The sequence below is a fragment of the Streptomyces sp. RP5T genome, assembly GCF_003933965.1.
Classification (GTDB): domain Bacteria; phylum Actinomycetota; class Actinomycetes; order Streptomycetales; family Streptomycetaceae; genus Streptomyces.
Window position 1 is genome coordinate 1 of sequence record NZ_RSAJ01000065.1, and the last position, 24,798, is coordinate 24,798.

25 protein-coding genes and 1 pseudogene are annotated in these 24,798 nt (G+C 71.1%); 11 read left to right on the plus strand and 15 right to left on the minus strand.

Translation table 11 applies throughout. The annotated features are described in order from the left end of the window. Positions 1-32: 32 nt before the first annotated feature. Positions 33-728 (minus strand): TerB family tellurite resistance protein, encoded by a 696-nt coding sequence (locus EHS43_RS10020; protein WP_125190179.1) that lies wholly within the window; start codon positions 726-728, stop codon positions 33-35. 186 nt (positions 729-914) lie between these two features. Next, positions 915-2,636: a 2-isopropylmalate synthase gene (leuA, locus tag EHS43_RS10025; protein ID WP_125190180.1), complete on the minus strand. Its 1,722-nt coding sequence runs from the start codon at positions 2,634-2,636 to the stop codon at positions 915-917. 319 nt (positions 2,637-2,955) lie between these two features. Here leuA and EHS43_RS10035 point away from each other — a divergent pair, with 319 nt between their 5' ends. From EHS43_RS10035 to EHS43_RS10055, 5 genes are all read left to right on the plus strand, one after another. After that, positions 2,956-4,026 carry a M4 family metallopeptidase gene (locus tag EHS43_RS10035; RefSeq protein WP_125190181.1) on the plus strand — a complete coding sequence of 357 codons (1,071 nt, stop codon included), beginning with the start codon at positions 2,956-2,958 and terminating at the stop codon, positions 4,024-4,026. A 21-nt stretch (positions 4,027-4,047) separates the two neighbouring features. Next, positions 4,048-4,314 carry a protealysin inhibitor emfourin gene (locus tag EHS43_RS10040; protein ID WP_125190182.1) on the plus strand — a complete coding sequence of 89 codons (267 nt, stop codon included), beginning with the start codon at positions 4,048-4,050 and terminating at the stop codon, positions 4,312-4,314. A gap of 58 nt (positions 4,315-4,372) precedes the next feature. Then, positions 4,373-5,695, plus strand: a complete 1,323-nt coding sequence (locus tag EHS43_RS10045; protein ID WP_125190183.1) for a GH1 family beta-glucosidase — start codon at positions 4,373-4,375, stop codon at positions 5,693-5,695. Next, positions 5,692-6,930 (plus strand): MFS transporter, encoded by a 1,239-nt coding sequence (locus EHS43_RS10050; protein ID WP_125190184.1) that lies wholly within the window; start codon positions 5,692-5,694, stop codon positions 6,928-6,930. The genes EHS43_RS10045 and EHS43_RS10050 overlap by 4 nt, the downstream gene beginning before the upstream one ends. Positions 6,931-7,059: 129 nt before the next feature. After that, complete coding sequence (locus EHS43_RS10055; RefSeq protein WP_125190185.1) at positions 7,060-7,398, plus strand: DUF6355 family natural product biosynthesis protein; 339 nt, start codon at positions 7,060-7,062, stop codon at positions 7,396-7,398. Positions 7,399-7,712: 314 nt separating this feature from the next. Here EHS43_RS10055 and EHS43_RS10060 read toward each other — a convergent pair whose 3' ends face one another. Continuing rightward, positions 7,713-8,567, minus strand: a complete 855-nt coding sequence (locus EHS43_RS10060) for an NAD(P)-dependent oxidoreductase (protein WP_125190186.1) — start codon at positions 8,565-8,567, stop codon at positions 7,713-7,715. 118 nt (positions 8,568-8,685) lie between these two features. Between EHS43_RS10060 and EHS43_RS10065 the strand changes: the two genes are divergently transcribed. Next, positions 8,686-9,540, plus strand: a complete 855-nt coding sequence (locus EHS43_RS10065; RefSeq protein ID WP_125190187.1) for a helix-turn-helix transcriptional regulator — start codon at positions 8,686-8,688, stop codon at positions 9,538-9,540. On the opposite strand, the gene era is transcribed toward EHS43_RS10065, so the two are convergent. After that, a complete protein-coding gene (era, locus tag EHS43_RS10070; protein WP_125190188.1) occupies positions 9,537-10,496 on the minus strand; it encodes a GTPase Era in 960 nt (319 codons plus the stop codon). The two genes, EHS43_RS10065 and era, sit on opposite strands and share 4 nt — an antisense overlap. 174 nt (positions 10,497-10,670) lie before the next feature. On the opposite strand from era, the gene EHS43_RS10075 reads away from it, so the two are divergent. Further along, a complete protein-coding gene (locus tag EHS43_RS10075; protein ID WP_125190189.1) occupies positions 10,671-11,981 on the plus strand; it encodes an ammonium transporter in 1,311 nt (436 codons plus the stop codon). Then, positions 11,978-12,316 (plus strand): P-II family nitrogen regulator, encoded by a 339-nt coding sequence (locus tag EHS43_RS10080; RefSeq protein WP_125190190.1) that lies wholly within the window; start codon positions 11,978-11,980, stop codon positions 12,314-12,316. Before EHS43_RS10075 ends, EHS43_RS10080 begins: the two co-directional genes overlap by 4 nt. Positions 12,317-12,341: 25 nt before the next feature. On the opposite strand, the gene EHS43_RS10085 is transcribed toward EHS43_RS10080, so the two are convergent. The 8 genes from EHS43_RS10085 to EHS43_RS10120 all read right to left on the minus strand — a co-directional run bounded on the left by EHS43_RS10085 (position 12,342) and on the right by EHS43_RS10120 (position 19,129). Then, positions 12,342-13,301 (minus strand): DUF916 domain-containing protein, encoded by a 960-nt coding sequence (locus EHS43_RS10085; protein ID WP_125190191.1) that lies wholly within the window; start codon positions 13,299-13,301, stop codon positions 12,342-12,344. A gap of 59 nt (positions 13,302-13,360) precedes the next feature. Beyond that, positions 13,361-14,677, minus strand: a complete 1,317-nt coding sequence (locus EHS43_RS10090) for a beta-xylosidase (RefSeq protein WP_125190192.1) — start codon at positions 14,675-14,677, stop codon at positions 13,361-13,363. A gap of 122 nt (positions 14,678-14,799) precedes the next feature. Further along, on the minus strand, positions 14,800-15,273 hold the full coding sequence (locus tag EHS43_RS10095; RefSeq protein ID WP_125190193.1) for a hypothetical protein: 474 nt from the start codon (positions 15,271-15,273) through the stop codon (positions 14,800-14,802). A gap of 205 nt (positions 15,274-15,478) precedes the next feature. Continuing rightward, positions 15,479-15,832, minus strand: a complete 354-nt coding sequence (locus tag EHS43_RS10100; RefSeq protein ID WP_125190194.1) for a cytidine deaminase — start codon at positions 15,830-15,832, stop codon at positions 15,479-15,481. A gap of 64 nt (positions 15,833-15,896) precedes the next feature. After that, complete coding sequence (locus EHS43_RS10105) at positions 15,897-16,256, minus strand: MmcQ/YjbR family DNA-binding protein (protein WP_125190195.1); 360 nt, start codon at positions 16,254-16,256, stop codon at positions 15,897-15,899. Next, a complete protein-coding gene (locus EHS43_RS10110; protein WP_125190196.1) occupies positions 16,253-17,563 on the minus strand; it encodes a hemolysin family protein in 1,311 nt (436 codons plus the stop codon). Before EHS43_RS10110 ends, EHS43_RS10105 begins: the two co-directional genes overlap by 4 nt. Further along, positions 17,560-18,057, minus strand: coding sequence for an rRNA maturation RNase YbeY (ybeY, locus tag EHS43_RS10115; protein WP_020136251.1), 498 nt, complete (start codon positions 18,055-18,057; stop codon positions 17,560-17,562). Before ybeY ends, EHS43_RS10110 begins: the two co-directional genes overlap by 4 nt. A 13-nt stretch (positions 18,058-18,070) precedes the next feature. After that, on the minus strand, positions 18,071-19,129 hold the full coding sequence (locus EHS43_RS10120) for a PhoH family protein (protein ID WP_031046839.1): 1,059 nt from the start codon (positions 19,127-19,129) through the stop codon (positions 18,071-18,073). A gap of 251 nt (positions 19,130-19,380) precedes the next feature. On the opposite strand from EHS43_RS10120, the gene EHS43_RS10125 reads away from it, so the two are divergent. After that, positions 19,381-20,100: an FAD binding domain-containing protein gene (locus tag EHS43_RS10125; protein WP_125190197.1), complete on the plus strand. Its 720-nt coding sequence runs from the start codon at positions 19,381-19,383 to the stop codon at positions 20,098-20,100. Between the two features lie 2 nt (positions 20,101-20,102). Here the strand turns inward: EHS43_RS10125 and EHS43_RS10130 are convergent, their stop codons facing one another. The 3 genes from EHS43_RS10130 to EHS43_RS10140 form a co-directional block, all read right to left on the minus strand. Beyond that, positions 20,103-21,245: a carbohydrate kinase family protein gene (locus tag EHS43_RS10130; RefSeq protein WP_125190198.1), complete on the minus strand. Its 1,143-nt coding sequence runs from the start codon at positions 21,243-21,245 to the stop codon at positions 20,103-20,105. A gap of 141 nt (positions 21,246-21,386) precedes the next feature. After that, positions 21,387-22,676, minus strand: a complete 1,290-nt coding sequence (locus EHS43_RS10135; protein WP_125190199.1) for a glucarate dehydratase family protein — start codon at positions 22,674-22,676, stop codon at positions 21,387-21,389. After that, a complete protein-coding gene (locus EHS43_RS10140) occupies positions 22,673-23,626 on the minus strand; it encodes a 5-dehydro-4-deoxyglucarate dehydratase (RefSeq protein ID WP_185806185.1) in 954 nt (317 codons plus the stop codon). The genes EHS43_RS10135 and EHS43_RS10140 overlap by 4 nt, the downstream gene beginning before the upstream one ends. A gap of 105 nt (positions 23,627-23,731) precedes the next feature. Here EHS43_RS10140 and EHS43_RS10145 point away from each other — a divergent pair, with 105 nt between their 5' ends. Beyond that, positions 23,732-24,535, plus strand: coding sequence for an IclR family transcriptional regulator (locus EHS43_RS10145; RefSeq protein WP_125190200.1), 804 nt, complete (start codon positions 23,732-23,734; stop codon positions 24,533-24,535). 93 nt (positions 24,536-24,628) lie between these two features. Further along, positions 24,629-24,798 (plus strand): annotated as a pseudogene (locus tag EHS43_RS47560) (MFS transporter); the annotation flags it as partial.

Here is a 24,798-nt window from a genome sequence, read left to right on the forward strand (position 1 = left end):
GGTCCGGGGGGCGGATTACTCCCCGGGGAGTATCAGGACGGCGTCCGGGCCGCCGCCAGGAGTCGGGTGACGTCGTCCGCGCAGATCGTCAGGGCGGTGCCGACCGTCGTCAGGGCGTCCCGTTCCGCCGGGGTGTAGGGGCCGTCCGCAAGGGCGATGCGGGCCGCCTGGAGCAGGATCGACTCGCGGCCGGGCGGGGCGAGGTGCGGGGCGAGCGGGTCGAGGGCCTCGTGGAGCTCTATGGCGAGACCGGCTCCGCAGGGACGGTCGTGGACCCGGCCGGTGTCCTCGGCGAGGGCCTCGACGAGGGTTTCGAGCTGGTCCTCGGTGCAGTCGTCGAAGCCCGCCGTGCGGACCGTGGCGGCCGCGGTCTCCAGCGCGGTGCGCGAGCAGGTGCCGCCCGCCGCGAGGACCGCGAGCGCGACCGTGTGGACGGCGTCCCGGAGCATCGCCGAGAAGCGGGTCGTGGTGGGGTGGTCGAGGACGTCCACGCCGAAGTGGCGCCGGCAGGCCGCGCACTCCACCACCGGTGCGGTGTCGCCGCGCGGCAGGACCGGCACGCCCAGCACCACGACCCGGCGGCGGCCGCTCAACCGCTGGTAGTTGCGGTCGCCCCCGCAGCCGGGGCAGAAGAACTCGCCGTCGCCGACGGTCGTCCACGCGGTACGGGTGCCCAGGAGGCGCGCAGGCCTGGCAGCACGGCCGTTTCGTCCCCGTCCTGGCAGCACGTCACACCTCCGCGTAACCCCGCGGCAACATCGCCGCGCTTGCGTGATGTTAGCCACATGAGCGTGGCGTCGTCAGCACCTCGAACGAGACCTGCTCGTGACCTCCACGGACCGATGGCCGATATACGACGGGGCCTTGATCACCGTATACAGCGATCAAGGCCCCAAAACCCCCGGTCAGAGGGATTATCGAGCGGCTCGGTTGACGGCCGAGACGACCGCCTTCAGCGATGCACGCGTCGTGTTCGCGTCGATGCCGATTCCCCACAGAACCTTGCCGTCGATCGCGCATTCGATGTAGGAGGCGGCCTGTGCGGAGGCGCCCTCGCTCATCGTGTGCTCCTGGTAGTCCAGCAGCCGGGCGTCGATGCCGACCTTGGCCAGCGCGTCGAAGAAGGCCGAGATCGGACCGTTGCCGGTACCCGTCAGGACGGTGTCGACGCCGTCGACCGTGGCCTCCACCTTCAGGGTGTCCACGCCGTCCGTGTCGGTGGTCGACTGGCCGTTCTTGACCTGGATGCGGCCCCACGGGTTCTCGGGGTTCGGCAGGTACTCGTCCTGGAAGACCGCCCAGATGTCCGAGCCGGTGACCTCGCCGCCCTCGGCGTCGGTCTTGGCCTGGATCAGCTTGGAGAACTCGATCTGCATCCGGCGCGGCAGGTCCAGCTTGTGGTCGTTCTTCAGGACGTAGGCGATACCGCCCTTGCCGGACTGCGAGTTGACGCGGATGACGGCCTCGTAGGAGCGGCCGACGTCCTTGGGGTCGATCGGCAGGTACGGGACCGCCCACTCGATGTCGTCGACGGTGACGCCCTTGGCGGCCGCGTCGGCCTCCATGGCGTCGAAGCCCTTCTTGATGGCGTCCTGGTGGGAGCCGGAGAAGGACGTGTAGACCAGGTCGCCCACGTACGGGTGGCGCGGGTGGACCTCCATCTGGTTGCAGTACTCCCACGTGCGACGGATCTCGTCGATGTCGGAGAAGTCGATCTGCGGGTCGACGCCCTGCGAGAACAGGTTCATGCCCAGGGTGACCAGGTCGACGTTGCCGGTGCGCTCGCCCTGTCCGAACAGACAGCCCTCGACGCGGTCGGCGCCGGCCATCAGCGCCAGTTCGGCGGCGGCGACGGCGGTGCCGCGGTCGTTGTGCGGGTGGATCGAGATGCACACGTACTCGCGGCGGGAGAGGTTGCGGTGCATCCACTCGAAGCGGTCCGCGTGCGTGGAGGGGGTCGAACGCTCCACCGTGGCGGGCAGGTTGAGGATGATCTCGCGGCCCGGACCCGGCTGGTAGACGTCCATCACCGCCTCGCAGACCTCCAGCGCGAAGTCCAGCTCGGTGTCGGTGAAGATCTCCGGCGAGTACTGGTAGCCGAACTCCGTCTCCGGGCCCAGCAGCTTCTCCGCGTACTCCATCACCAGGCGCGTGCCGTCGACGGCGATCTGCTTGATGTCGTCCTTGGAGCCCCGGAAGACGACCCGGCGGAAGACCGGCGCGGTGGCGTTGTACAGGTGGACGGTGGCCCGCTTGGCGCCCTTCAGGGACTCCACGGTCCGCTCGATCAGGTCCTCGCGGGCCTGGGTCAGTACGGAGATCGTGACGTCGTCCGGGATCGCGCCCGGCTCCTCGACGATGGAGCGCACGAAGTCGAAGTCCGTCTGGCCCGAGGCCGGGAAGCCGACCTCGATCTCCTTGTAGCCCATCTTGACCAGCTGGTCGAACATCCGGCGCTTGCGCTCGGGCGACATCGGGTCGATCAGGGCCTGGTTGCCGTCGCGCAGGTCGGTGGAGAGCCAGCGGGGGGCGACGGTGATCCGGTTGTTCGGCCAGGTGCGGTCCGGGATGTCGACCTGCTCGTACTGGCCGTACTTGTGGATCGGCATGGTGGTGGGCTGCTGGCGGTTCGCCATGATTGCGGGGCTCCTAGAGGTGTCCGGAAAGGACGGCCGACACGCAACGCGAAGCTCCGCGGGGAGGGAGTCGACCTGGACTACAGGCCCTCGCCGCGGCAGCTAAGAAGAAGCAGCCCGAAACGCATGATGCGAAGCATGCTAGCCGAGCCGGTTCCGGTGCGGGGCGCCGTATCAGTATGCGGGACCCGAAAGATAAAAGGGACAAAAAGTGCGCCATACCACTTCGTCACGGAGCGTGCGCTTCGCTGTCCGCATATTTCACCAATCATGGTTGCGGGTAGTGACACGGTCATGACTCAGTGCAAGGGTGCCGGGCATGACGACCAACGGGGGCTTCGAGCCCGTCTTCTGCACCGTCGTACCGCCGCACGTCCTCGACAGGCTGGCCCGGAACGACGACCCCGCACTCTCCGGTCCCGCGCGCCAGACCCTGATGCGCGACAGCGAGCTGCGCGGCCGCCGCCGCGTGACGACCGAGTTCGGCCTCGCGGCCGCGCCGGCGGCGAAGGCACCGTCGGACCAGCCGCTGCGGACCATCTACGACGCCGGGCACAGCAGCGACCTGCCGGGCGCGAAGGTCCGCGCCGAGGGCTCCGAGCCCGGCCAGGACGCCACCGTCAACCGCGCCTACGCCGGCCTCGGGGCCACCTTCGAGCTCTATCTGCGGGCCTACGCGCGCCACTCCATCGACGGCGACGGCCTCCCGCTCGACGCGACCGTCCACTTCGACGAGAACTACAACAACGCCTTCTGGAACGGCGAGCAGATGGTGTTCGGCGACGGTGACGGCGAGATCTTCCTCGACTTCACCATCCCGATCGACGTCATCGGCCACGAGCTGACCCACGGCGTCACCCAGCACACAGCCAACCTCACCTACTACGGCCAGCCCGGAGCCCTGAACGAGTCGATGTCGGACGTCTTCGGCTCGCTCATCAAGCAGTACACGCTCGGCCAGACCGCCGCCGAGGCCGACTGGCTGATCGGCGCGGGCCTGCTCGCACCCAGCGTCTCCGGCAAGGCGCTGCGCTCAATGAAGGAGCCCGGCAGCGCGTACGACGACGACGTGCTCGGCAAGGACCCGCAGCCGGCGACCATGGACGACTACGTCCGCACCGGCCGCGACAACGGCGGCGTGCACATCAACTCCGGCATCCCGAACCACGCGTTCTACCTGGTGGCGACCGCCCTCGGCGGCCACGCCTGGGAGCGCGCGGGCCAGATCTGGTACGACGTCCTGACCGGCGGCGAGCTGAGCGAGCGCGCCCTGTTCAACGACTTCGCGGGGCTCACCGTCAAGGCCGCGCGCGAGCGCTTCGGCGACGGCGGCGAGGAGCTCCAGGCCGTCTCCAAGGCCTGGGAGCAGGTCGGGGTGCGGATCCTGTGAGTCCGTACTAGACAGGGACCCATGCGTATTCAGGTGAGGCGCACGGGCGGGTTCGCGGGCATCGAGCGGCACAAGGAGGTCGACACCTCGGGGCTGCCCGATGCCCACGAATGGCGGTCCCTGGCCGAGAAGGCCGTCGCCGCCGCCCGGACCACCCCGCCCATCGGGGTTCCGGACGGCTTCAGCTACGAGATCACGGTGGACGGCACAACGGTGTACGCGGCCGATCCCCGACTGACGGAGGAACAACGCAGACTGATTTCGAAAGTGCTCAAAGAGGGCGCGTAACTCGTAGTTCCCGCCTGCCCGTTGACTTCCCTACCCGTCGGTAAGGATGATCCGGCGCATGGCGACTGAAGAGCATCCGATCCCGCGGTTCCCGGCCGGCTTCCAGTGGGGCGTCTCGACCTCGGCCCACCAGATCGAGGGCGCGGCGGACGAGCGCGAGCGGTCCGTGTGGGACACCTTCACGGCCGAGCCGGGCCGGGTGAAGGACGGCTCGACGGCGGCGGTGGCCTGCGACCACTACCACCGCTACCGCGAGGACGTCTCCCTGCTGGCCGGCCTGGGCGTGGACGCGTACCGCTTCTCGGTCTCCTGGCCGCGGGTGCGCTCCGAAAAGGGCCTCGACTTCTACGACCGTCTCGTGGACGAACTGGTCGCGGCGGGCGTCCGTCCGGTCCCGACGCTCTTCCACTGGGACCTGCCGGTGGCGTTCCAGGACAAGGGCGGCTGGCTGGAGCGGGACACCGCCTCCCGGTTCGCCGAGTACGTCTCCGTGGTCGCCGACCGTCTCGGCGACCGCGTCGAGAAGTGGATCACCATCAACGAGCCGGCCGAGCACACCCTGTTCGGTCACGCCCTCGGCGCCCACGCCCCCGGCAAGCAGCTCATGTTCGACGCGCTGCCCGCCGCCCACCACCAGCTCCTGGGCCACGGCCTGGCCGTCCAGGCCCTGCGCGCGGCCGGTGCCACGGACATCGGGATCGCCAACTCGCACGGCCCGACCTGGCCGGCCTCCCCGGAGCAGGCGGACGTGGAGGCCGCCGACTTCTACGACCTGCTGCTGAACCGGCTGTTCGCCGAACCGGTGCTGCTGGGCACCTACCCCTCGGGGCTGGGCGAGCTGATGCCCGGAGACGTGGCGGCCGACCTCAAGGTCATCTCCGAACCGCTCGACTTCTACGGCGTCAACTACTACTCCCCCACCCGCGTGGGCGCCCCGCAGGGCGAGGACATCGAGTTCGGCGGCCTCACGATCCCGGCCGAACTCCCCTTCTCCGTGCGGGAGATCGAGAACGTCCCGGTGACGGACTTCGGCTGGCCGGTGGTCCCCGAGGGCCTGACCGAACTCCTCACCGGCCTGCGCGAGCGCTACGGCGACCGCCTCCCGCCCGTCGTCATCACCGAGAACGGCTGCTCCTACGAGGGCCTCGACGACCAGAACCGGATCGCCTACCTGGACGGCCATGTCCGCGCCCTGCACCGGGCGGTCGAGGCGGGGGTGGACGTGCGCGGGTACTTCGTGTGGTCGCTGATGGACAACTTCGAGTGGGCGGAGGGGTACGCGCGCAGGTTCGGCCTGGTGCACGTGGACTTCGAGACCCTCACGAGGACCCCCAAGGCGTCCTACGCCTGGTATCGCGACCTCCTCGGGGCCCAGAGGTGAGCTCGGCTCTTGCCGAGCCCGTCGACCGGGTCGGCAGGGGCTGGACGGCGTCCCTGTCGCTCGCCAACGTGGCGATCTGGGTGGGCTGGTACGGCCCGCTGCAGATCCTGCTGGCCCGGCAGGCGGAGGACTTCGCGCCCGGCACCGGCATGTCGAAGGAGACGCTGCTGGCCTGGGTGACCGGGGTGGGCGCGGTGGTGTCCCTGGCCGCGAACCCGTTCTTCGGCGCGCTCTCGGACCGCACCACGGCCCGCTGGGGCCGCCGCAGCCCGTGGATCGTGGCCGGTGCGGCGGGCGGGGCGCTGTCCCTGCTGGTGCTCGCGGGCGCGCACGGCCTGTGGCTCATGGCCTTCGGCTGGTGCCTGGTCCAGCTGACCCTGAACGCGGCCTTCGCGGCGGTCACCGCCGCCGTGCCGGACCAGGTGCCCCGGCTCCAGCGGGGCGCGGTGGGCGGCTGGATCGGGGCGGCGCAGATCCTGGGCGCGGTCGTCGGCACGGGCCTCGCGACGGCGGCGGGCGGGATCGCGGCGGGCTATGCGGCGTGCGCGGTGTTCACGCTGGCGGGCGTACTGCCGTACGTGCTCCGGCACCGGGATCTCAGGCTGGGGTCCGCGGACCGGCCCGCGCGGTCCTGGCGGTCGTTCGCGCGCGGCTTCTGGGTGAGTCCGCGCCGGCATCCGGACTTCGCCTGGGCCTGGCTGACCCGTTTCCTGATCAACCTCAGCAACGCGCTGGTGATCCTCTACCTCCTCTACTACCTGCGCGACCGCCTCCACCACGACGACCCCGAGCAGGGCGTGCTGATCCTCACCGCGGTGGACAGCGTGGCCCTGCTGGCCACGGTCGTGGTGGGGGGCGTCTGGTCGGACCGCGTAGGCCGCCGCAAGCCGTTCGTGCGCTGGTCGGGGGTGCTGATGGCGGTGGCCACGGGGATGCTGGCCGTCTGGCAGACCTGGCCGGGCGCGATCGTGGTGGCCGCGCTGCTGGGGGTCGGGCTCGGGGTGTTCATGTCGGTCGACTTCGCCCTGATGACCGACGTCCTCCCGAAGGCCCTGGACCGCGGCAAGGACCTGGGCGTCATCAACATCGCCAACTCACTGCCCCAGGTGGCGGCCCCCGCGGTCGCCGCCCCGATCGTGACGCACCTGGGGGGTTACCGGGTGCTGTACGGGGTGGCGGCGGCGGTCGGTCTTGCGGGGGCGGTACTGGTCGGCCGTGTAAGAGGGGTCGACTAGCCTGCGCTTTCCAGGGACGACCAGCGGTATTCGGCTGTGCCCGAAACGCGTGGCGTGGGCCGAGGGGCGCCGCTGACCATGGGGGTGCCGCAGGAGCGACGGCTCCTGCCCCACCTCCACGGGAGAGACATGAAGAAGCACCCTTCCCCGCACAGGACCGCGAGCAGGCTCCGCCTCGCCGCGGTCGCGTCCAGCGCCGTACTCCTCGCGGGCACGGCGCTGGCCGGAAGCGCCCAGGCCGCGCCCGAGGGGAAACCCGCCGCGGAGAGGGGGATCAAGGCCTGCGGCTACTACGAGACGCAGACAGACGCGTACTACGGACACTGCGGCACCACCTGGGTCAAGATCCAGGTCGACATCGACTGGTGGCCGACCGACATCAAGAGGTGCGTCCCGCCGGGCGAGACCCATCTCGGCACGACCGACGAGATCGACAACGCCTGGGCCATCGAGGGCACCTGCGGCTAGGGCGTGTTGCGAAAGTCCCGTCGTTCGCCCGAAGGGCGGGCCTCGCGGCGTCAGGTGCGTGCTCTCGGCGTGCCGGGCGGAAGCCCTCGTACTGGATGTACTTGGGCTTTCGCCCGGTGCGGCGAAGGGGGTCCCCCCGTCCGAGCCCTGCGCAGCAGGTTCGAGGATGGGGGCGCGTGCATGGCGTCGCGAGGCAGGCGGGACTTTCGCAACACGCCCTAGCCCCGGGAAGAGCCTCCCGTCTGGCCCGTCCCCGTCGACGGGTTGGACGGTGGCGCCGGACGGCGTCCGCGTGGGCGCGACCGGCCCGCTTCTCAGAGCGCCCCCGCCTCCCGCGCGGCATAGACGGACGGATACACCGGCCGGTACCCCAGCTCCCGGCGAATCCGCTCCGTGGACATGATCATCAGCCACGGATCCGGATCGGCCCGCTCGTACAACTCCGCCGGAATCTCCGCCCCGTTGAGCTGATGCAGCTCCACCGCCGTCACCGGCGCGTCGTCGGCGATGTTGTAGATGCGCCCCGAGATCCCCGGCGCGTGCAGGATCCGCAGCAAGCCCTGGGCCACATCCGCGTGGTGCCCCATGTGCAGCCGCTGGGCCGACGCCCAGTTCTTCGCCCACATCAGGGACTGCGCGAGATGCGGGTCCCCTTCGCCGTAGACGAAGGGAAGCCGGGCGACGCGCACATCCAGCCCCTCCAGCGCGAGCAGCGACCGCTCGGCCGCCGCCTTGGACTCCGGGTACGCGCCCCACATCGACCCGCCCGGCCGGCTCTCGTCGTCCTCGGTGACCGGGCGCCCCCGTCCGGTGCCGTACACCAGGCCGGTGCTGACCTGCACGAACCGCCGGACGCCGGCGGCCGCCGCGGCCCGGCCCAGTTCCACGGCCGCGTCCCGGTTGACGGCCCGCGCCTCCTCGTCCGGCACTCCCCGGAAGGCCGCGGCGACGTTCACCACCGCGTCGGCCCCGGCGACGGCCTTGCCGAGCGCCTCGGTGTCCCGCAGATCTCCTACGACGACCTCGGCGCCGAGTTCCGCGAAGGGCTCGCCGCGTGCGGCGTCCCGGACGAGGACCCGGACCTGCTCCCCGGGCCGGGCCTGGGCCAGCAGCCTCGGCACGAAGCGCCGCCCGACCTGTCCCGTCGTCCCTGTCACCAATGTCAGCATGTGCTGCTCCTCTCGTCCCGACCAGCGTGGGACGGCGGCGCGGGCACCGGGAGAGACCTCTCGATCAGGGGATCGGCAGTCCCTGGATAAGCCGGACGGGGTGCCGCACGCTGGAGGGGTGAACCGAGCCGAACTCGCCGACTTCCTGCGCCGCGGCCGCGCCCGGCTGAACCCGTCCGACGTGGGCCTGACACCGGGCGTCCGGCGCCGGACGCCCGGGCTGCGCCGGGAGGAGGTGGCCCAGCTGGCGGGGATGTCGGTGGACTACTACACACGGCTGGAGCAGTCCCGGGGGCCGCGTCCGTCCCGGCAGATACTGACCGCGCTGGGCCGCGCGCTGCGCCTGACCGAGGTGGAGCAGGACCATCTGTTCCACCTGGTGGGCGAGGAACCGCCGCGCCGCGAGACGGTGTCGGCGCATGTCCGCCCGGGGCTGCTGCTGATCCTGGACCGGCTGCACGACACCCCGGCGCAAGTGATCAACGACCACGGCGAGGTGCTGGCGCAGAACGCGATGGCGAAGGCGCTGGTCGGCGACGTGATGTCGCGTCCGCGGCGAGAGCGCAACCTGACCCGGCGCTTCTTCCTGAACCCGGCCTCGCGCACGCTGTTCCCCGAGGAGGACCTCGCGGACCACGCGCGCACCCAGGTAGCCACCTTGCGCGCGGTGACCGCGGCCCGCCCCGACGATCCGGAACCGGCCGCGCTGGTCGCCGAACTCCGTTCCGCCAGCGAGGAGTTCGCGCGGCTGTGGGACGAACACGAGGTGTCCGAGCGGCGCAAGGCGACCAAACGCTTCGTCCACCCCGTGGTGGGCCTGCTGGAACTCGACTGCGAGGTCATGGTCAGCCACGAGCACCACCACCGCCTGGTCGTCCACACGGCCCGCCCGGGGACGGAGGCGTACGAGCGCCTGGAACTGCTCAGGGTGGTGGGCCTGCAGGACCTGTCCCCGCGGGCAACGACCCCCTAGAACCCCAGCTTCCGCAACTGCCGTGGATCCCGCTGCCAGTCCTTCGCGACCTTCACGTGGAGGTCCAGGAAGACCGGAGTCCCCAGCAGCGCCTCGATCTGCTTGCGGCTCTTGATGCCGACCTCCTTCAGGCGCTTGCCCTTGGGGCCGATGATGATGCCCTTCTGGCTGGGGCGCTCGATGTAGACGAAGGCGTGGATGTCGAGGAGGGGCTTGTCGGCGGGGCGGTCCTCGCGGGGCAGCATCTCCTCGACGACCACCGCGATGGAGTGCGGGAGCTCGTCACGCACACCCTCCAGCGCGGCCTCGCGGATCAGCTCGGCGATCATGACCTGCTCGGGCTCGTCGGTGAGGTCGCCCTCGGGGTAGAGCGCCGGGCCCTCGGGGAGCATCGGGATCAGCAGGTCCGCCAGCAGGTCGACCTGCTTGTTCGCGGTCGCCGACACCGGGACGATCTCCGCCCACTCGATGCCCAGCTCCTTGCCGAGCTGGTCGACGGCGATGAGCTGCTCGGCCAGCGTCTTGGAGTCGACGAGGTCGGTCTTGGTGATGATCGCGACCTTCGGGGACTTCTTGATCCCCGCGAGCTCCTTCGCGATGAAACGGTCGCCGGGACCCAGCTTCTCGTTCGCCGGCAGACAGAACCCGATCACGTCGACCTCGGCCCACGTGGTGCGCACGACGTCGTTGAGGCGCTCACCGAGCAGCGTGCGCGGTTTGTGCAGCCCGGGAGTGTCGACCAGGATCAGCTGGGCGTCGGGCCGGTGCACGATCCCCCGTACCGTGTGCCGCGTGGTCTGCGGCTGGTTCGCGGTGATAGCCACCTTCTGGCCGACCAGAGCGTTCGTGAGGGTGGACTTGCCCGCGTTGGGGCGGCCCACGAAGCAGGCGAAGCCGGCGCGGTGGGGTGCCTGCGACGAGGCCGACTGCTCGGATGACTGACTGCGAACGCTCATGCGCCCCATTCTCCCTGATCCACAGAGCCCCGCCGCACAGGCGCCCGAGCACCGCCCGGAGCGTGAGCTCCCGGAAACCCCACCGCAATGAAACACGGCGGAAACACTTCTGTGCACCACCGGAAACGCACGCCGGTGAATCTCTGACGAGCCCCCACCTGGTTGGAGACCTCCATGTCCCTCGCCGCACAAGGCATCGACACCGGCGACACCGCCTGGCTGCTCGCCGCCACCGCCCTCGTCCTGCTGATGACCCCGGGGCTCGCCCTGTTCTACGGCGGCATGGTCCGCACGAAGAGCGTCCTCAACATGCTGATGATGAGCTTCGTGTCGATCGCCCTGGTCACGGTGGTGTGGCTGGCGGCCGGTTACTCCCTCGCCTTCGGCGACGACATCGGCGGCGGACTGATCGGCGGCCTCCACCACGCGGGCATGGCCGGTCTCGGCCCCGGCAGCGTCCACAGCACCGTGCCCACCCTCCTGTTCGCCACCTTCCAGCTCACCTTCGCGATCATCACGGCCGCGCTGGTCAGCGGCGCGATCGCGGACCGGACGAAGTTCGGGGCCTGGCTGGTGTTCGTCCCGGTCTGGGCCCTGCTCGTATACGTTCCCGTCGCCCACTGGGTGTGGGGCCCCGGCGGCTGGGTCCTCGACAAGCTCGGCGCGCTCGACTTCGCGGGCGGTCTGCCCGTCGAGATCACCTCCGGCGCCTCCGGTATGGCCCTCGCGCTCGTCCTCGGCCCGCGGCTGGGCTTCAAGAAGGACGCCATGCGCCCGCACAACCTCCCCATGGTCGTCCTGGGCGCGGGCCTGCTCTGGTTCGGCTGGTTCGGCTTCAACGCGGGCTCGGCCCTCGGCGCCAACGGCCTGGCCGCCGCGGCCTTCCTCAACACCCTGGCCGCCGGCTGCACCGGACTGCTCGGCTGGCTCTTCGTCGAGCAGAAGCGCGACGGCCACCCGACCACGCTCGGCGCCGCGTCCGGCGCGGTCGCGGGCCTGGTCGCGATCACCCCGTCCTGCGGCTCGGTCTCCCTCCTCGGCGCGCTCGTCGTCGGCCTCGCCGCCGGTGTCGTCTGCTCCTACGCGGTGGGCTGGAAGTTCAGGCTGAACTACGACGACTCGCTGGACGTCGTCGGCGTCCACCTGGTCGGCGGGGTCATCGGCACGCTCCTGATCGGCGTGTTCGCGGTGCGGGAGATGACCGGCGGCACGGAGGGGCTGCTGTACGGCGGCGGGCTCGCCCAGCTCGGCAAGCAGCTGGTGGCCGTGGCCGCCGTGGGGGCGTACGCCTTCCTCGTGACGTACGGCATCGGCAAGCTGATCGACAGGGTGATGGGCTTCCGGGCCGACGAGGAGCACGAGCACACCGGCCTGGACCTTACGGTGCACGCCGAGACGGCATACGATCACGGCGTCCTGGGCCACGGTGCCCCGGTCAGCGCGTCCGCCGTCCCCTCCGCCCAGAAGGTCAAGACCCAGGCATGAAGCTCATCACCGCGATCGTCAAGCCGTACCGCCTCGACGAGGTCAAGACCGCGCTCCAGGAGATCGGCGTGCACGGCCTGACCGTGACCGAGGCCAGCGGCTACGGCCGTCAGCGCGGCCACACCGAGGTGTACCGGGGCGCCGAGTACCAGGTCGACCTGGTGCCCAAGGTCCGCATCGAGGTCGTCGTGGACGACGCCGACGCGGACACGGTCATCGAGGCGATCGTCAAGGCCGCCCACACGGGCAAGATCGGCGACGGCAAGGTGTGGGCCCTGCCGGTGGAGACGGTCGTACGGGTGCGGACGGGCGAGCGGGGACCGGACGCCCTCTAGAAAGGCGACCCGAGGAGCGCCCGCCCTAGGGGCGCGGGGAACTGCGCGACAAGCCCCCACCGGCCCGCAGCCGCAGACGAACCCACATTCCGCCTGCCGCACCACCCGCCACGAACAACACCACCGCCACCAACCACGGCAGAGCGAAGAACCCCGCGCTCGCGGACTCCCGCGTGTCCTTCGCGCTCGCCGTCAACTCGACGTTCCCCCAGTCGAGTTGCGGCGCCCCGTCCCAGGGCTCACGCAGCCGCACCCGCTGTCCCGGCAGCAACTCCCCCGGGATCCTGGTGAGTTCGCGGGCGAGCAGGGTGCGCCCGAACAGCCCGGTCGCCCGCAGCTCCACCTTCGGGTCCAGCGTGACGTTGCCGGTGTTGCGCAGGGTGTACGAGATCGTCGCACCGCTGTCCCCGAGCCCCGGTACCAGCGGCTGGTGGTGGCTGACGCGGACGTCCTCGACGGTGAGCGCCGGCACGGTCGGTCCGCCCACGCGCAGGTAGATCCGCGCGGCGACGGCCCGCTGCACCCCGAGCGCCACGGCCCCGTCACCCTTGTCGACCCGTTCGTCCAGCGCCACCAGCGCGCCGGGATGGTCCCCCGGTTCGGCGCCCTCGGGCACCGACAGCGTGAAGGGCACGGTGACCCTGCCGTGCGGGGGGACGGTCACCCGGGACCTCGCGGGCTTCGCCCAGGCCCCCACCCCGCGCTGGCGCTCCGCGACCGTGCGCACGGCGAAACCGCCGTCGCGGGCGGTGTTGTAGGCGTCGGCGGCGTAGAGCCGGAAGGTGAGCGGCTCACCGGTCTTGTTGCTGACGACCACCTTGTCGTCGATGCTCTGCCCGGGGTCGGCGGAGAGGTAGAAGTAGGGCCGCGCGGCGACCTGGGAGGCGGCGGGGTACACGGACCAGCTGCCGTTGTCGGCGGCGTACGCGGGCGCGGCGGCCGTGACCAGGAACAGGCTCAGGAGCAGGACGTACAGCTTGCGCATGGGTGCGGACCCCCACGGGTGCGAGAGGGACGGACGGGCGGGTGCGGGCGCCCGTACGGTCAGCTGAGCGTGAGGGTGAGAACCCCGGAGTACGTGCCGACGGGCGTGAACGCCGGGACGTTCAGGGAGAGTCCGGCGTCCACGGTGAACTCACCGCCGGTGAGCGCGGAGTTCGGCGTGGAGGCGAGGGTCGCTCCCGAGGATCCGACCGCACCGGCGGAACCGGCCTGGCAGGTGCTCGGGCTGCCCGCCTTGGTGGCGCAGACCGGGCTCCAGCTCAGCGCGCCGGCACCGATCTTGGCGCCGGGTCCGGTGAAGTCGGTGACCTTGCCGGTGAGGGACCAGCCGGCGGGCCCGCCGCGGAAGTCCTTGACCGTCACCTGGTTCAGGTTGCCGGTCGAGGCCCCGCCCTGGCCGTAGTCGACCGCCGAGAGGCTGACGGTGTCCCCGGCCTGGGACATGGACAGCGTGCCGGCCTTCACCGTGGTGGTGACCTTCTGACTGCCGGCGGGTACGGGCGTGTCGTCGATGACGACGTACGCCTTGGGTCCGGCCCCCTTGGCGTCGCTCCACGCGCTGCCCTCGTACGCCACGACACCGGTCGTGCTCTTGTCGTTGACGACGAGCGCCCCGCTGAAGCCGCCCGAGGAGTTGGCGGTGACGGTGGCGGTGTCCGCGGTCTGGGCGCCGCCCGCCCGCCCGGCCAGGGTGACCGTGGCGCCCGGGGTGAACTTGCTGCCGGTGACCGTGACGCTGTCGCCGGGCTTCCCGGAGGCCGAACCCAGCGCGATGTCCCGCTCGTTGACCGGGTTCGCGTCCGTCGCGGTGACCGTCTCGGAGACCGGGGCGGGCGGGGTGATCACCGTGCAGGGCGTGTCCAGTTCGAGGATGTAGCTGGTGTGGATGTTGTAGTCGCCGGGCGAGAGGGTGATCGCGCCGGGTGAGGTGACCTTGAAGGTGCCGGTCATGGAGAACGACGGGAAGGCGCCGTTGCCCGGCACCGGGTCGTTCTTCTTGGGCCCCGCGACCGTGACGGCACCGGTCTGGGCACCGCCGAGGGCGACCTTTCCGGTCGGCGTCATGATGTCGGCCGGCAGGGCGATGGCCGTGGGGTTGCTGGCGGCGGGCTTGACCACCGTGTAGGTCACGGTGACGGTGTCGCCCACCTTGGGGCTGGCGTTGTCCACGGCGATCCTGGCCGTCGTGGTGCCGTCGATCGGCGGGATGCCCGCGACCGCGGGCGGGATGCAGTGCGTGGCGAAGTCCACGTCGGTGGCGGCACCTGCCGGACAGGCCAGTGCGCCGCCCGCGGTGACCGCGAGCGCGGTCGCCCCGAGAAAGGACACCAGACGGCGTCTTCGAGTCTTCGAACCCATGGATGTGCCCCCTGTCTTCTGCGCTCGTTGGGGGCATTGATGTGTGGATCGCGTGAGAAGTCAATGGAGCCGCCGCAGAAATCTGACGATTCATCAGTTTCCGCGGCGGCCAAGGGATCTGCTCAGTCGAAGACGAACGGCCCCGGGGCCTGCGGACCGGTCGCCGTGCAGGTCACGGTGATCCCGAAGACGACGATCTGGAGCGAACCGCCGTACGACTCCAGACTGTCGCCGGAGTTCACGGTGCCGCTGAGCGGGCCGACGGTGACGGGGTCGCCGGCGGCGATGGCCGGGTTCTCCGTACCGCTGAAGGTGGTGGTGCCGCCGTTCGCGTTCACGAAGGTGAGGGTCGAGGTGATCGAGTCCTCGGAGAGCGCGAGCGGTGCGCTGATCGCCGAGGTGACGGTGACCGTGGCCGCGGTGCCGTCCTGGGTGGCGGTGAGGGTCGCCTCGCCGCTGCCGAACATGCCGCAGTCGGCGTTGATGGTCGCGGTGTCCGGGGTGACAGCGAGGGCGGCGGGTGCGAACGCGAGCCCGGTGGCCGCGAGCGCGCCGACCACCAGTGCCGCACCGGTACTGATGCGTGTGCCGTTCATGGGATCCGGTTCCCTTCCCGTGGTGGGGACTGCCATGTGGGGATGGACGGGGGGTGCGTCCCGACGGACGGCCGGCCTTCACGGGGCGTGGTGCGGGACGCCGCGCGAGCTGAAATCTGACGGTCCGTCGGAACTTCCGGTTCCATTGATGCGTGAGGGACGGGGAACGGCAAGCCGGAAATCCGGCCAAGTGTTACCGGCGGTATCAGCCGGCGGTCACGGTGTCGCGCACGGTGCCGTCGACCCCCGCCACCAGCACCGGCGTCCGCGGCCCGCCCAGATCCCGGACGGCGGCGAGGTCCTGGGCGGAGGCCGATTCCGCCTCCGTCACCACGGCCGCCGCCTCCAGGGACTTCGCCCCGGACGCCACCGCCATCGCCACCGCCGTCTGCAGCGCGCTCAGCTTCAGCGACGCCAGCTCGACCGTCCCGGCCACATACGTCCGCCCGGTCTCGTCCCGCACGGCCGCCCCCTCGGGCACCCCGTTGCGGGCCCGCGCCGAACGGGCCAGCGTGACGATCTTGCGGTCCTCGGGGTCAAGCGCACTGTTGTCGGTCATGACAGGAGCATACGAAGTGCGCCCCCACCGTTCGCCCCCAAGGGGCCCCGGGCCGCGGACACGCTCAGGGACGGTCCAGGCGGAGCCGCTCGGCCCGCGGCAGACCGGCCACCACCAGGTCGTACGAGTCCTCGACGAGCTCCCGGATCATCCGGTCCGGGAGCTCACCGTCGACGGTCACCGTGTTCCAGTGGCGCTTGTTCATGTGCCACCCCGGCACGATCAGCCCGGGGTGGTCGGCGCGCAGCCGGATCGCGTCCTCGGGGTCGCACTTGAGGTTGACCGTCAGGGGCCGCGCGTCCAGGTTCGTCAGGGCGAACAGCTTGCCGAGCACCTTGAAGACCGAGGTCTCCGGGTTGAACGGGAAGTCCTCCACCACCGCGTTGAAGGACAGACAGAGGGCGCGCAGCTCCTGAGGGCTCACTCGGACACCTTCTCCTTCTCCTCGGCGGCGCCGACGTCCCCCACCGGCTCCACCAGGACCGTCACGATCTTGTTCCGGCGCCCGGCGGCGGCCTCCGCGGTCAGGCGCAGTTCCCGCCCGTCCGGAAGCCCGACGACCGCCGACGCGCCGGCGATGGGCACCCGGCCCAGCGCCTTCGCCAGCAGCCCGCCGACGGTCTCCACATCCTCGTCGTCGTACTCGTCGAGCCCGTACAGCTCGCCGAGGTCGGTGATGTCGAGGCGGGCGGTGACCCGGTGGCGGTCGTCACCGAGGTCCTCGACCGGCGGCAGTTCACGGTCGTACTCGTCGGTGATCTCACCGACGATCTCCTCCAGGATGTCCTCGATGGTGACGATGCCGGCCGTGCCGCCGTACTCGTCGATGGCCACGGCGACGTGGTTGCGGTCCTGCTGCATCTCGCGCAGCAGGTCACCGGCGTTCTTGGTGTCGGGCACGAAGACGGCGGGCCGCATGGCCGTGGACACCAGTTCGCTCTCCGCCTCCCGGTTGATGTGCGTCTTGCGGACCAGGTCCTTCAGGTACACGATCCCCACGATGTCGTCCTCGCTCTCCCCGGACACGGGGATGCGCGAGAAGCCCGAACGCAGCGCGAGCGTCAGCGCCTGCCGGATCGTCTTGTAGCGCTCGATCACGACCAGGTCGGTGCGCGGCACCATGACCTCCCGCACCAGCGTGTCGCCCAGTTCGAAGACCGAGTGCACCATCCGGCGCTCCTCGTCCTCGATCAGCGACTCCTTCTCGGCCAGGTCGACCAGCGCCCGCAGCTCCGCCTCGGAGGCGAACGGGCCCCGGCGGAAGCCCTTGCCGGGCGTGAGGGCGTTGCCGATGAGAATCAGCAACGACGGGATCGGGCCCATGATCCGGGCCAGCGGGAGCAGGACGTACGCCGCCGCGGTCGCCGTGTTGAGCGGGTGCTGGCGCCCGATGGTGCGCGGGGAGACGCCGACGGCGACGTACGACACGAGCACCATGACCCCGATCGCGACCAGCAGGGCGCGGGTCGTGCCGGGGAACTCCTGGAGGCAGGCGTAGGTGACCAGGGCGGCCGCCGCCATCTCGCAGGCGACGCGCACCAGCAGCGCCACGTTGAGGTAACGGGTCGGGTCGGCGGCGATCTGCGCGAGCTTGGCGCCGCCCCGCCGCCCGTTCCGTACGGCTTCCTCGGCGCGGAAGCTGGAGACGCGCGCGAGGCCCGCCTCCGCGCAGGCGGCGAGCCAGGCGACGACGACCAGGGCGATCGCGCCGGAGACGAGGGGCAGGCTCATGAGACGGTCGGCGCGGGGGACGGACCGGTGAGCCCCTTCTCCTGCCGCCATCCGTCCACGATGGCCGCCTGGAGGCCGAACATCTCGGCCTTCTCGTCCGGCTCCTCGTGGTCGTAGCCGAGCAGGTGCAGCACGCCGTGGACGGTGAGGAGCTGGAGCTCCTCGTCCATGGAGTGCTGCGTCTCGGCCTCCTCGCCCTGCTTCTTGGCGACCTCGGGGCAGAGCACGATGTCGCCGAGGAGGCCCTGCGGGGGCTCGTCGTCGTCCTTGCTGGGCGGCCTGAGCTCGTCCATCGGGAAGGACATGACGTCGGTGGGCCCCGGCAGGTCCATCCACTGGATGTGCAGCTGCTCCATGGCATCTTCGTCCACGACGATCACCGAGAGCTCGGAGAGCGGGTGGATGCGCATCCGCGCGAGCGCGTAGCGGGCGATGTCGAGGATCGCCTGCTCGTCGACCTCGGTTCCGGACTCGTTGTTGACGTCGATCGACATGGTGCTGGCTTGTCTACTTCCGCTTGTTCCGGCCGCCCTTGTGGGTGCCGTTCTCCGTACCGTTCTCGGTGTCGTACTTCTCGTACGCGTCGACGATACGGCCGACCAGCTTGTGCCGTACGACGTCCTGGGAGGACAGCCGGGAGAAGTGCACGTCCTCCACACCCTCCAGGATGTCCTGCACCTGCCGCAGCCCGGACTTGGTCCCGTTGGGCAGGTCGACCTGCGTCACGTCACCGGTGATGACGATCTTCGAGTCGAAGCCGAGACGGGTCAGGAACATCTTCATCTGCTCGGGCGAGGTGTTCTGGGCCTCGTCGAGGATGATGAAGGCGTCATTCAAAGTTCTGCCCCTCATGTACGCCAGCGGCGCCACCTCGATCGTCCCCGATGCCATCAGCTTCGGGATCGAGTCGGGGTCCAGCATGTCGTGCAGGGCGTCGTACAGCGGGCGCAGGTACGGGTCGATCTTCTCGTAGAGGGTGCCGGGCAGGAAGCCGAGGCGCTCTCCCGCCTCCACCGCGGGGCGGGTCAGGATGATGCGGTTGACCTGCTTGGACTGGAGGGCCTGGACCGCCTTGGCCATGGCCAGGTAGGTCTTGCCGGTGCCCGCCGGGCCGATGCCGAAGACGATCGTGTGCTTGTCGATCGCGTCGACGTACCGCTTCTGGTTGAGGGTCTTGGGGCGGATGGTGCGGCCGCGCGAGGACAGGATGTTCTGTGTGAGCACCTCGGCCGGGGTCTCCTGGCCGTCGCTCGTCCCGTTCTCGCTCGCTCGCAGCATGGCGATCGAGCGTTCCACTGCGTCCTCCGTCATCGGCTGTCCGGTGCGGAGCACCAGCATCATCTCGTCGAACAGGCGCTGGACGAGGGCGACGTCCGCCGCCGCGCCGGTCGCGCTGATCTCATTGCCCCGGACATGGATGTCGGCCGCCGGGAAGGCCTTCTCGATCACGCGCAGGAGCGAGTCGCCGGACCCCAGGACCGAGACCATGGGGTGCTGGGCGGGGACGGTGAACTGTGCTCTCGCCTGCCCCTGCGCGGGGCTGTGACCTGTGGGTGTCTGAGTCATGGGCCGGCGCTTAAGGCCTGCGGTTCCTCCTCGTCACGGCCGCGCAACTGGAGGCGGCCTCGCGGTTTCCAGGGTACGACGGTGCACCGACAACGCCGTAGGACTTTTCGAGGACGGGGCGCCCTCGGTGCAGCGGTGAGCCCTGCATGCTCCCCCCGGGCCCCGGGCAGAATGCGCTCGCTGCCACGTGTGTTCGAGGATCTCGACAGCGGCGGTGGCCGTGGAGCCCGTACGGAGAAAGCAGGAATCACGTGCTGTTGCGTCTGCCCACCTCCCTGCCCGAGGCCCAGCAGTGCCTGTCCGACGGGGCGACCCCCGTCGGCGGCGCCACGCTCGTGTGGGCCGCCTGGCAACGCGACGGTTTCCCCGAGCAGGCCGTGTCGCTGCGCGAGGTGCCGGAGGCGAACGTCCTCGGGGCCGGGGAGCTCGGGGCGGCGGTCCTGCTGCACCGGATCGACGCACGCGTGCCGGAGGTGCTGCACCGGGCCGCGGCCGGCATCGGCACCGGAGCCGTGCGCCGCACCGCCACGGTCGGCGGGAACATCGTCGGCAGCACCCTGCGCTGTCTGCTGCCCGCCGCCCTCGTCCTGGGCGCCCGCGCCCGGGTGCTGGCGGCGGAGGGGCCGTTCGAGGCCGACCTCGGCGAAGTGCTCGCCAAGAAGCCGCTGCTGCTGAGCCTGTACTGGGACGCCCCGCTGGTCAGCGGCTACCGCAAGGTGGCCGAGGCCCCGGGCGGCCCGCCGCCCCTGGTCGTCGCCACGGCCGTGCACACGGCGGCCGGCCGCCCCGTCCTGCGGGTGGCCGTCCGTGACGGCTACGACTTCCTGGCCGAGAGCGTGCCCTGCGACGCGGGCCCGGACGCCGTGCTCGACGGCCTGGGCGCGACGGCGGTCGGGGCGCTGCCCGCCGAGGCCCGCGAGGTGGTCCGGGAGCAGGTGGTGGCGGTTCTGGAGCGGGCGGCGGAGCGCTGAGGTCAGCTGGACCTGCCGAAGCCGATCGTCGGCACCGCTCGCCGCAGGGGCCAGCCCTGGCTCGTCTCCTCCGGGACCAGGTCCGCCAGGAAGGCGTACCGGCGCAGTGCGGTGGGGTCCTGGGAGGCGACGGACTGGACCCTGCGCCACCAGGCGCCGATCTCGGCCCAGCTGGGCGCGGAGAGGGAGCCGCCGAACTCCTGGACGGAGAGCGCGGCGGTCAGGCCGGCGAAGGCCAGCCGGTCGGCGAGCGGCCAGCCGGCGAGGGTGCCGGTGACGAAGCCGGCCACGAAGACGTCCCCGGCGCCGGTCGGGTCGAGTGCCTCGACCTCGATGGCGGGGACCTCGGCGGACTCCCCGGTGCGCCGGTCCACGGCGTAGGCGCCCTCCGCGCCGAGGGTGACCACGGCGAGCGGCACGTGCTCGGTGAGGGCGTGGGCGGCCTCGCGGGGGCAGGAGGCGCCGGTGTAGCGCATCGCCTCCTCGGCGTTCGGCAGGAAGGCCTCGCAGTGTGCGAGGTCGGCGAGGCCCGCGAGGTCCCAGGCGCCGGTCTCGTCCCAGCCGACGTCGGCGAAGATGCGGGTGCCCTTGTCCGCCGCCTGGGCGATCCAGGGGGCGCGCTTGCCCGGTTCCAGGGAGGCCACGGCCGCACGCGCGCGTGGGGGGCAGTCGGGCGCGGGCTCCTCGGGGGGCGGTTCGTGGCCGTGGGAGACCATGGTGCGCTCGCCCTCGTAGGCCATCGACACGGTGACCGGTGAGTGCCAGCCGGGCACCCTGCGCGAGGGGGAGAGGTCGATGCCCTCGCCCTGCTCCAGGGCGTCCCAGCAGTACTCGCCGTAGTGGTCGTCGCCGAAGGCCGCGGCCAGCGAGGTGCGCAGCCCGAGCCGGGCCAGGGCGGTGGCCATGTTGGCCACGCCGCCGGGACTCGACCCCATGCCGCGGGCCCAGGACTCGGTGCCGCGCACCGGGGCGGAGCCGAGCCCGGTGAAGATGATGTCGAGGAAGACGGTGCCGGTGAGATAGACGTCCCAGGGCGGATCGCCGGGTGTGCGCAGGGCGGCGAGGGGGTCGACCCGGGCCTGGCCCTGCCCGGTCCCTCCGAAGTGCGACGATCCCTTTCCGGTGGACGCGTCGGACGCGATCACGGTGGCTCCCTGGACGTGGTGCGGATCAGGCCAGTCTGCACCACGCCGGAGACAACCGGCCGCCGCTCGCCCGCGACCCGCCAGACGCTCCAGGCACGCCGGGCTCCCCGCGGGGAGAGGCAGGGGCGGGAAGGGTCCCGCCTACCAGCGAGGCACGGCCGGCGTCACCCACCCCGGCTCGGCCACCCGCATGGCCGCCGCGTCGTCCCGCTCCCGCAGCGCCCCGTCGTCTTCCAGCCACCGCCGGTGCAGGAACTCCACCTTCTCCCGGTCGAGTTCCACGCCGAGCCCGGGCGTGTCCGAGACCCGTACCGCGCCCTCCTCGAAGACCAGCCGCTCGGTGAGCACGTCCTCCGACTGCCACGGATAGTGGGAGTCACAGGCGTGGTGGAGATTCGGCACGGTGGACGCCACCTGCGTCATCGCGGCCAGCGAGATGCCGAGGTGCGTGTTGGAGTGCATGGACACCCCCACCGCGAACGTCCGGCAGATCGCGGCGAGTTGCTGGGTGTTCCGCAGCCCGCCCCAGTAGTGGTGGTCGGAGAGCACCACCTGGACGGCGTCCCGGGCGAACGCCTCCTTGATCTCCGCGAAGGTCGTCACGCACATGTTGGTGGCCAGCGGGACGTCGGTCCCGGCGGACACCTCGGCCATGGCCGCGGTCCCCAGCGCCGGGTCCTCCAGATACTCCAGCACGTCCCCGAGCTCGCGGGCCACCCGCAGTGAAGTGGGCACGCTCCAGGCCCCGTTGGGATCAAGTCGCAGGGGGTGTCCGGGGAACGCCTCGGCGAGGGCCCGGACCGCCGCGATCTCCTCGTCGGGCGGAAAGACCCCGCCCTTGAGCTTGAAGGACGTGAAGCCGTAGCGCTGTGTGAACAGCCGGGCCTGTTCCACGACGCCGGCGGGGTCGAGGGCGGCCCCCCAGTCGTCCTTCTCGGCGGCGACGCCCTCGGGGTGGGCGGCCCACTTGTAGAAGAGATACGCGCTGTACTCGACCGCGTCCCGCACCTTGCCCCCGAGCAGCGCGTGCACGGGCAGCCCGAGCGCCTTGCCCAGCGCGTCCAGACACGCCACCTCGAACCCGGAGACGACGGACAGCCGCAGCTTGTCGGCGGTCTGCACGCCCCGCAGACCGCCGACGTCGACCTGCCCGGAGACCCGGGAGGAGTCGACGGCCACCTGGTCCGCGAGCGTGAACAGCCCGTTCGCGTCGCTGACCCGGCGTCCGGTCAGCTTGGCCGCGAACGGGCGGGCCAGCTCCAGGTACTTGGTGTCCCCGTACGTCTCACCGACCCCCACGATCCCGTCCGCGGTCTCGACCTCGACGATCAGCCGGGGCGTGTACGGCTGGTGCACGCCCTGCGTGTTCAGCAGCGGCGGGTCGGCGACCAGGATCGGTGTCAGGCGGACGTCGGTGATCGTGAGGTTCACAGCGCGGCTCCTACGAGGTCGAGTCCGGTGCTCAGCAGCAGGCGCAGGTCCGCCAGGTCGGCGTCGGACGGATCGGTGAGCGGGGCGCGTACGGGTCCGACCGGGCGCCCGCGCAGTCGTGCCGCCGCCTTCACAAGTGACACGGCGTACCCGGGCACCCGGTCCCGGAGTTCGACGAGCGGAACGTAGAAGTCGCGCAGCAGCTTCTCGACCGTGCCGTCGCCCTCCGCGCCGTCGCGCAGGGCGCCGAAGAAGGCGCATGCGATCTCGGGGGCGAAGGCGTGGACGGCCGAGGAGTAGGCGGGGACGCCGACGGTGGCGTAGGCGCGGGCCTGGATCTCGGCGGTGGAGGCGCCGTTGAAGAACAGGAAGTCCCCGGGGGCGGCGAGGGTGAGGCGCTGGAGCCGGTCGAGGTCGCTGTGTCCGTCCTTGAGCCCGATGACGCCGGGGATCGCGGTGACCCGCCGGAACGCGTCCGCCCCGAAGGCGACCTGGCCGCGCTGGTAGGCGATGAGCGGCAGCCGGGTGCGGGCCGCGATCTGCTCCAGCTGGGCGACCAGGCCGTCCTGCGGGGCGGCGACCAGGTAGTGCGGGAGGACCAGCAGCGCGTCGGCCCCCGCCTCCTCGGCGATCCGGGCGAAGCGGACGGCCTGCGCCCAGCCGTAGCCGATCCCGGCGACGACGGGCACGCGCCCGCCGGCCTCCTCGACGGCGATGGTGACGACCTGCCGGTACTCGTCCTCGTCCAGCGAGAAGAACTCGCCGGTGCCGCAGGCCGGGAAGACCGCGCCCGGCTGCCATTCCAGCTGCGCGGCCAGGTGGGCGCGGAAGCCGTCCGGGTCGAGGGTGCCGTCGTCGTGGAAGCTCGTGAGCGGGAAGGACAGCACGCCGCGTGCCATGCCGTCCCGCAGTCGTCGGGCCGTGTCCGGGTCGGGGGTCACCCTCGTCATCTCCCTATGTAGACGCAATCTACGTATGAAGATGGAGATTAGGTAGGCGAACCCCGTCCGTCAATGGGTCGGCCCCGGCTTTGCCGCGCCGATTACCATCGGCGCATGTCAGAGACAGGGGTCGAGCGCCCGGAGACCGGCGGTGTCCGTGAGGTCAAGTCGGCGGCCCGCACGGTCGAGCTCCTCGAACTGCTGGCCGCGCGCGGCGACCGCCCGGCCCGGCTCCAGGAGCTCGCGGACGAACTGGGCGTGCCGCGCAGTTCGATGTACGCGTTGCTCCAGACCCTGATCTCGCGCGGCTGGGTCCGCACCGACATCACCGGTTCGCTCTACGGCATCGGCATCCACGCCCTGCTCGCCGGCACCAGCTATCTGGACTCCGACCCGCGTGTGCGGGTCGTACGGCCGTATCTCGACGAGGCGTCCGAGGCGCTGGGCGAGACGATCCACATGGGGCGGCTCGACGGCCGGGACGTCGCTTATCTGGCGACGCGCGAGTCGCACGAGTACCTGCGGACCATCAGCAGGGTCGGCCGCCGGCTGCCCGCGCACGTCGGCGCGCTGGGCAAGGCGCTGCTGGCGGAGTGGCCCGACGAGCGGCTCCCCGAGGGGCCGTACGAGGCGCTCACCCCCAACTCGCACACCAGCCGCGAGGCCCTGCTGGCCGATCTCGCCGAGGTGCGCGCCCGCGGCTACTCGGTCGACCGCGAGGAGGGTGTCCTCGGCATCGTCGGCTTCGGCTTCGCGCTGCGCTACGACTCCCCCGCCCAGGACGCCGTCAGCTGCTCGGTCCCGGTCGCCCGGCTGACGCCGGAGCACGAGCGGCAGATCGTCGCGGTGATGCGCGAGATCAGGAACAGGATCGAGGCGACGGCACCGGGTGCGGGAGGCGCCCCCAGCTGGCGTTAGGGACGACCGTGAAGGGCGCACTTTTACCCGCCTTCCCCCGCCCCAAACAGAACGTGATCCACATCACGCCACCCGGTCTTCTTCCGCAACCGCGTGCTTGATACAAATTCTTCGCGCGTTCCTGTCCGTCGACGGCCTGCGCCCAATCCCCTTTTGAGCCGCTTCTTTTCGCATGCCCTGGGAACGCCCGTGTTCGCCCGTCGCTCCACCCTGCCCTGGCCCCTCATTGCCCTTTTCACGGCCGGGTACCTCGCCCCCTACCT

Excerpts from the sequence above, each read along its gene's own strand:
- EHS43_RS10085 (WP_125190191.1), bottom strand. The coding sequence starts at position 13,301 with ATGCGCAAGCTGTACGTCCTGCTCCTGAGCCTGTTCCTGGTCACGGCC.
- EHS43_RS10090 (WP_125190192.1), bottom strand. The coding sequence starts at position 14,677 with ATGGGTTCGAAGACTCGAAGACGCCGTCTGGTGTCCTTTCTCGGGGCG.
- EHS43_RS10100 (WP_125190194.1), bottom strand. The coding sequence starts at position 15,832 with ATGACCGACAACAGTGCGCTTGACCCCGAGGACCGCAAGATCGTCACG.
- EHS43_RS10045 (WP_125190183.1), top strand. The coding sequence starts at position 4,373 with ATGGCGACTGAAGAGCATCCGATCCCGCGGTTCCCGGCCGGCTTCCAG.
- leuA (WP_125190180.1), bottom strand. The coding sequence starts at position 2,636 with ATGGCGAACCGCCAGCAGCCCACCACCATGCCGATCCACAAGTACGGC.
- EHS43_RS10040 (WP_125190182.1), top strand. The coding sequence starts at position 4,048 with ATGCGTATTCAGGTGAGGCGCACGGGCGGGTTCGCGGGCATCGAGCGG.
- EHS43_RS10075 (WP_125190189.1), top strand. The coding sequence starts at position 10,671 with ATGTCCCTCGCCGCACAAGGCATCGACACCGGCGACACCGCCTGGCTG.
- EHS43_RS10095 (WP_125190193.1), bottom strand. The coding sequence starts at position 15,273 with ATGAACGGCACACGCATCAGTACCGGTGCGGCACTGGTGGTCGGCGCG.
- EHS43_RS10145 (WP_125190200.1), top strand. The coding sequence starts at position 23,732 with ATGTCAGAGACAGGGGTCGAGCGCCCGGAGACCGGCGGTGTCCGTGAG.
- ybeY (WP_020136251.1), bottom strand. The coding sequence starts at position 18,057 with ATGTCGATCGACGTCAACAACGAGTCCGGAACCGAGGTCGACGAGCAG.
- EHS43_RS10110 (WP_125190196.1), bottom strand. The coding sequence starts at position 17,563 with ATGAGCCTGCCCCTCGTCTCCGGCGCGATCGCCCTGGTCGTCGTCGCC.
- EHS43_RS10055 (WP_125190185.1), top strand. The coding sequence starts at position 7,060 with ATGAAGAAGCACCCTTCCCCGCACAGGACCGCGAGCAGGCTCCGCCTC.
- EHS43_RS10080 (WP_125190190.1), top strand. The coding sequence starts at position 11,978 with ATGAAGCTCATCACCGCGATCGTCAAGCCGTACCGCCTCGACGAGGTC.
- EHS43_RS10140 (WP_185806185.1), bottom strand. The coding sequence starts at position 23,626 with ATGACGAGGGTGACCCCCGACCCGGACACGGCCCGACGACTGCGGGAC.
- EHS43_RS10060 (WP_125190186.1), bottom strand. The coding sequence starts at position 8,567 with ATGCTGACATTGGTGACAGGGACGACGGGACAGGTCGGGCGGCGCTTC.
- EHS43_RS10120 (WP_031046839.1), bottom strand. The coding sequence starts at position 19,129 with ATGACTCAGACACCCACAGGTCACAGCCCCGCGCAGGGGCAGGCGAGA.
- era (WP_125190188.1), bottom strand. The coding sequence starts at position 10,496 with ATGAGCGTTCGCAGTCAGTCATCCGAGCAGTCGGCCTCGTCGCAGGCA.
- EHS43_RS10035 (WP_125190181.1), top strand. The coding sequence starts at position 2,956 with ATGACGACCAACGGGGGCTTCGAGCCCGTCTTCTGCACCGTCGTACCG.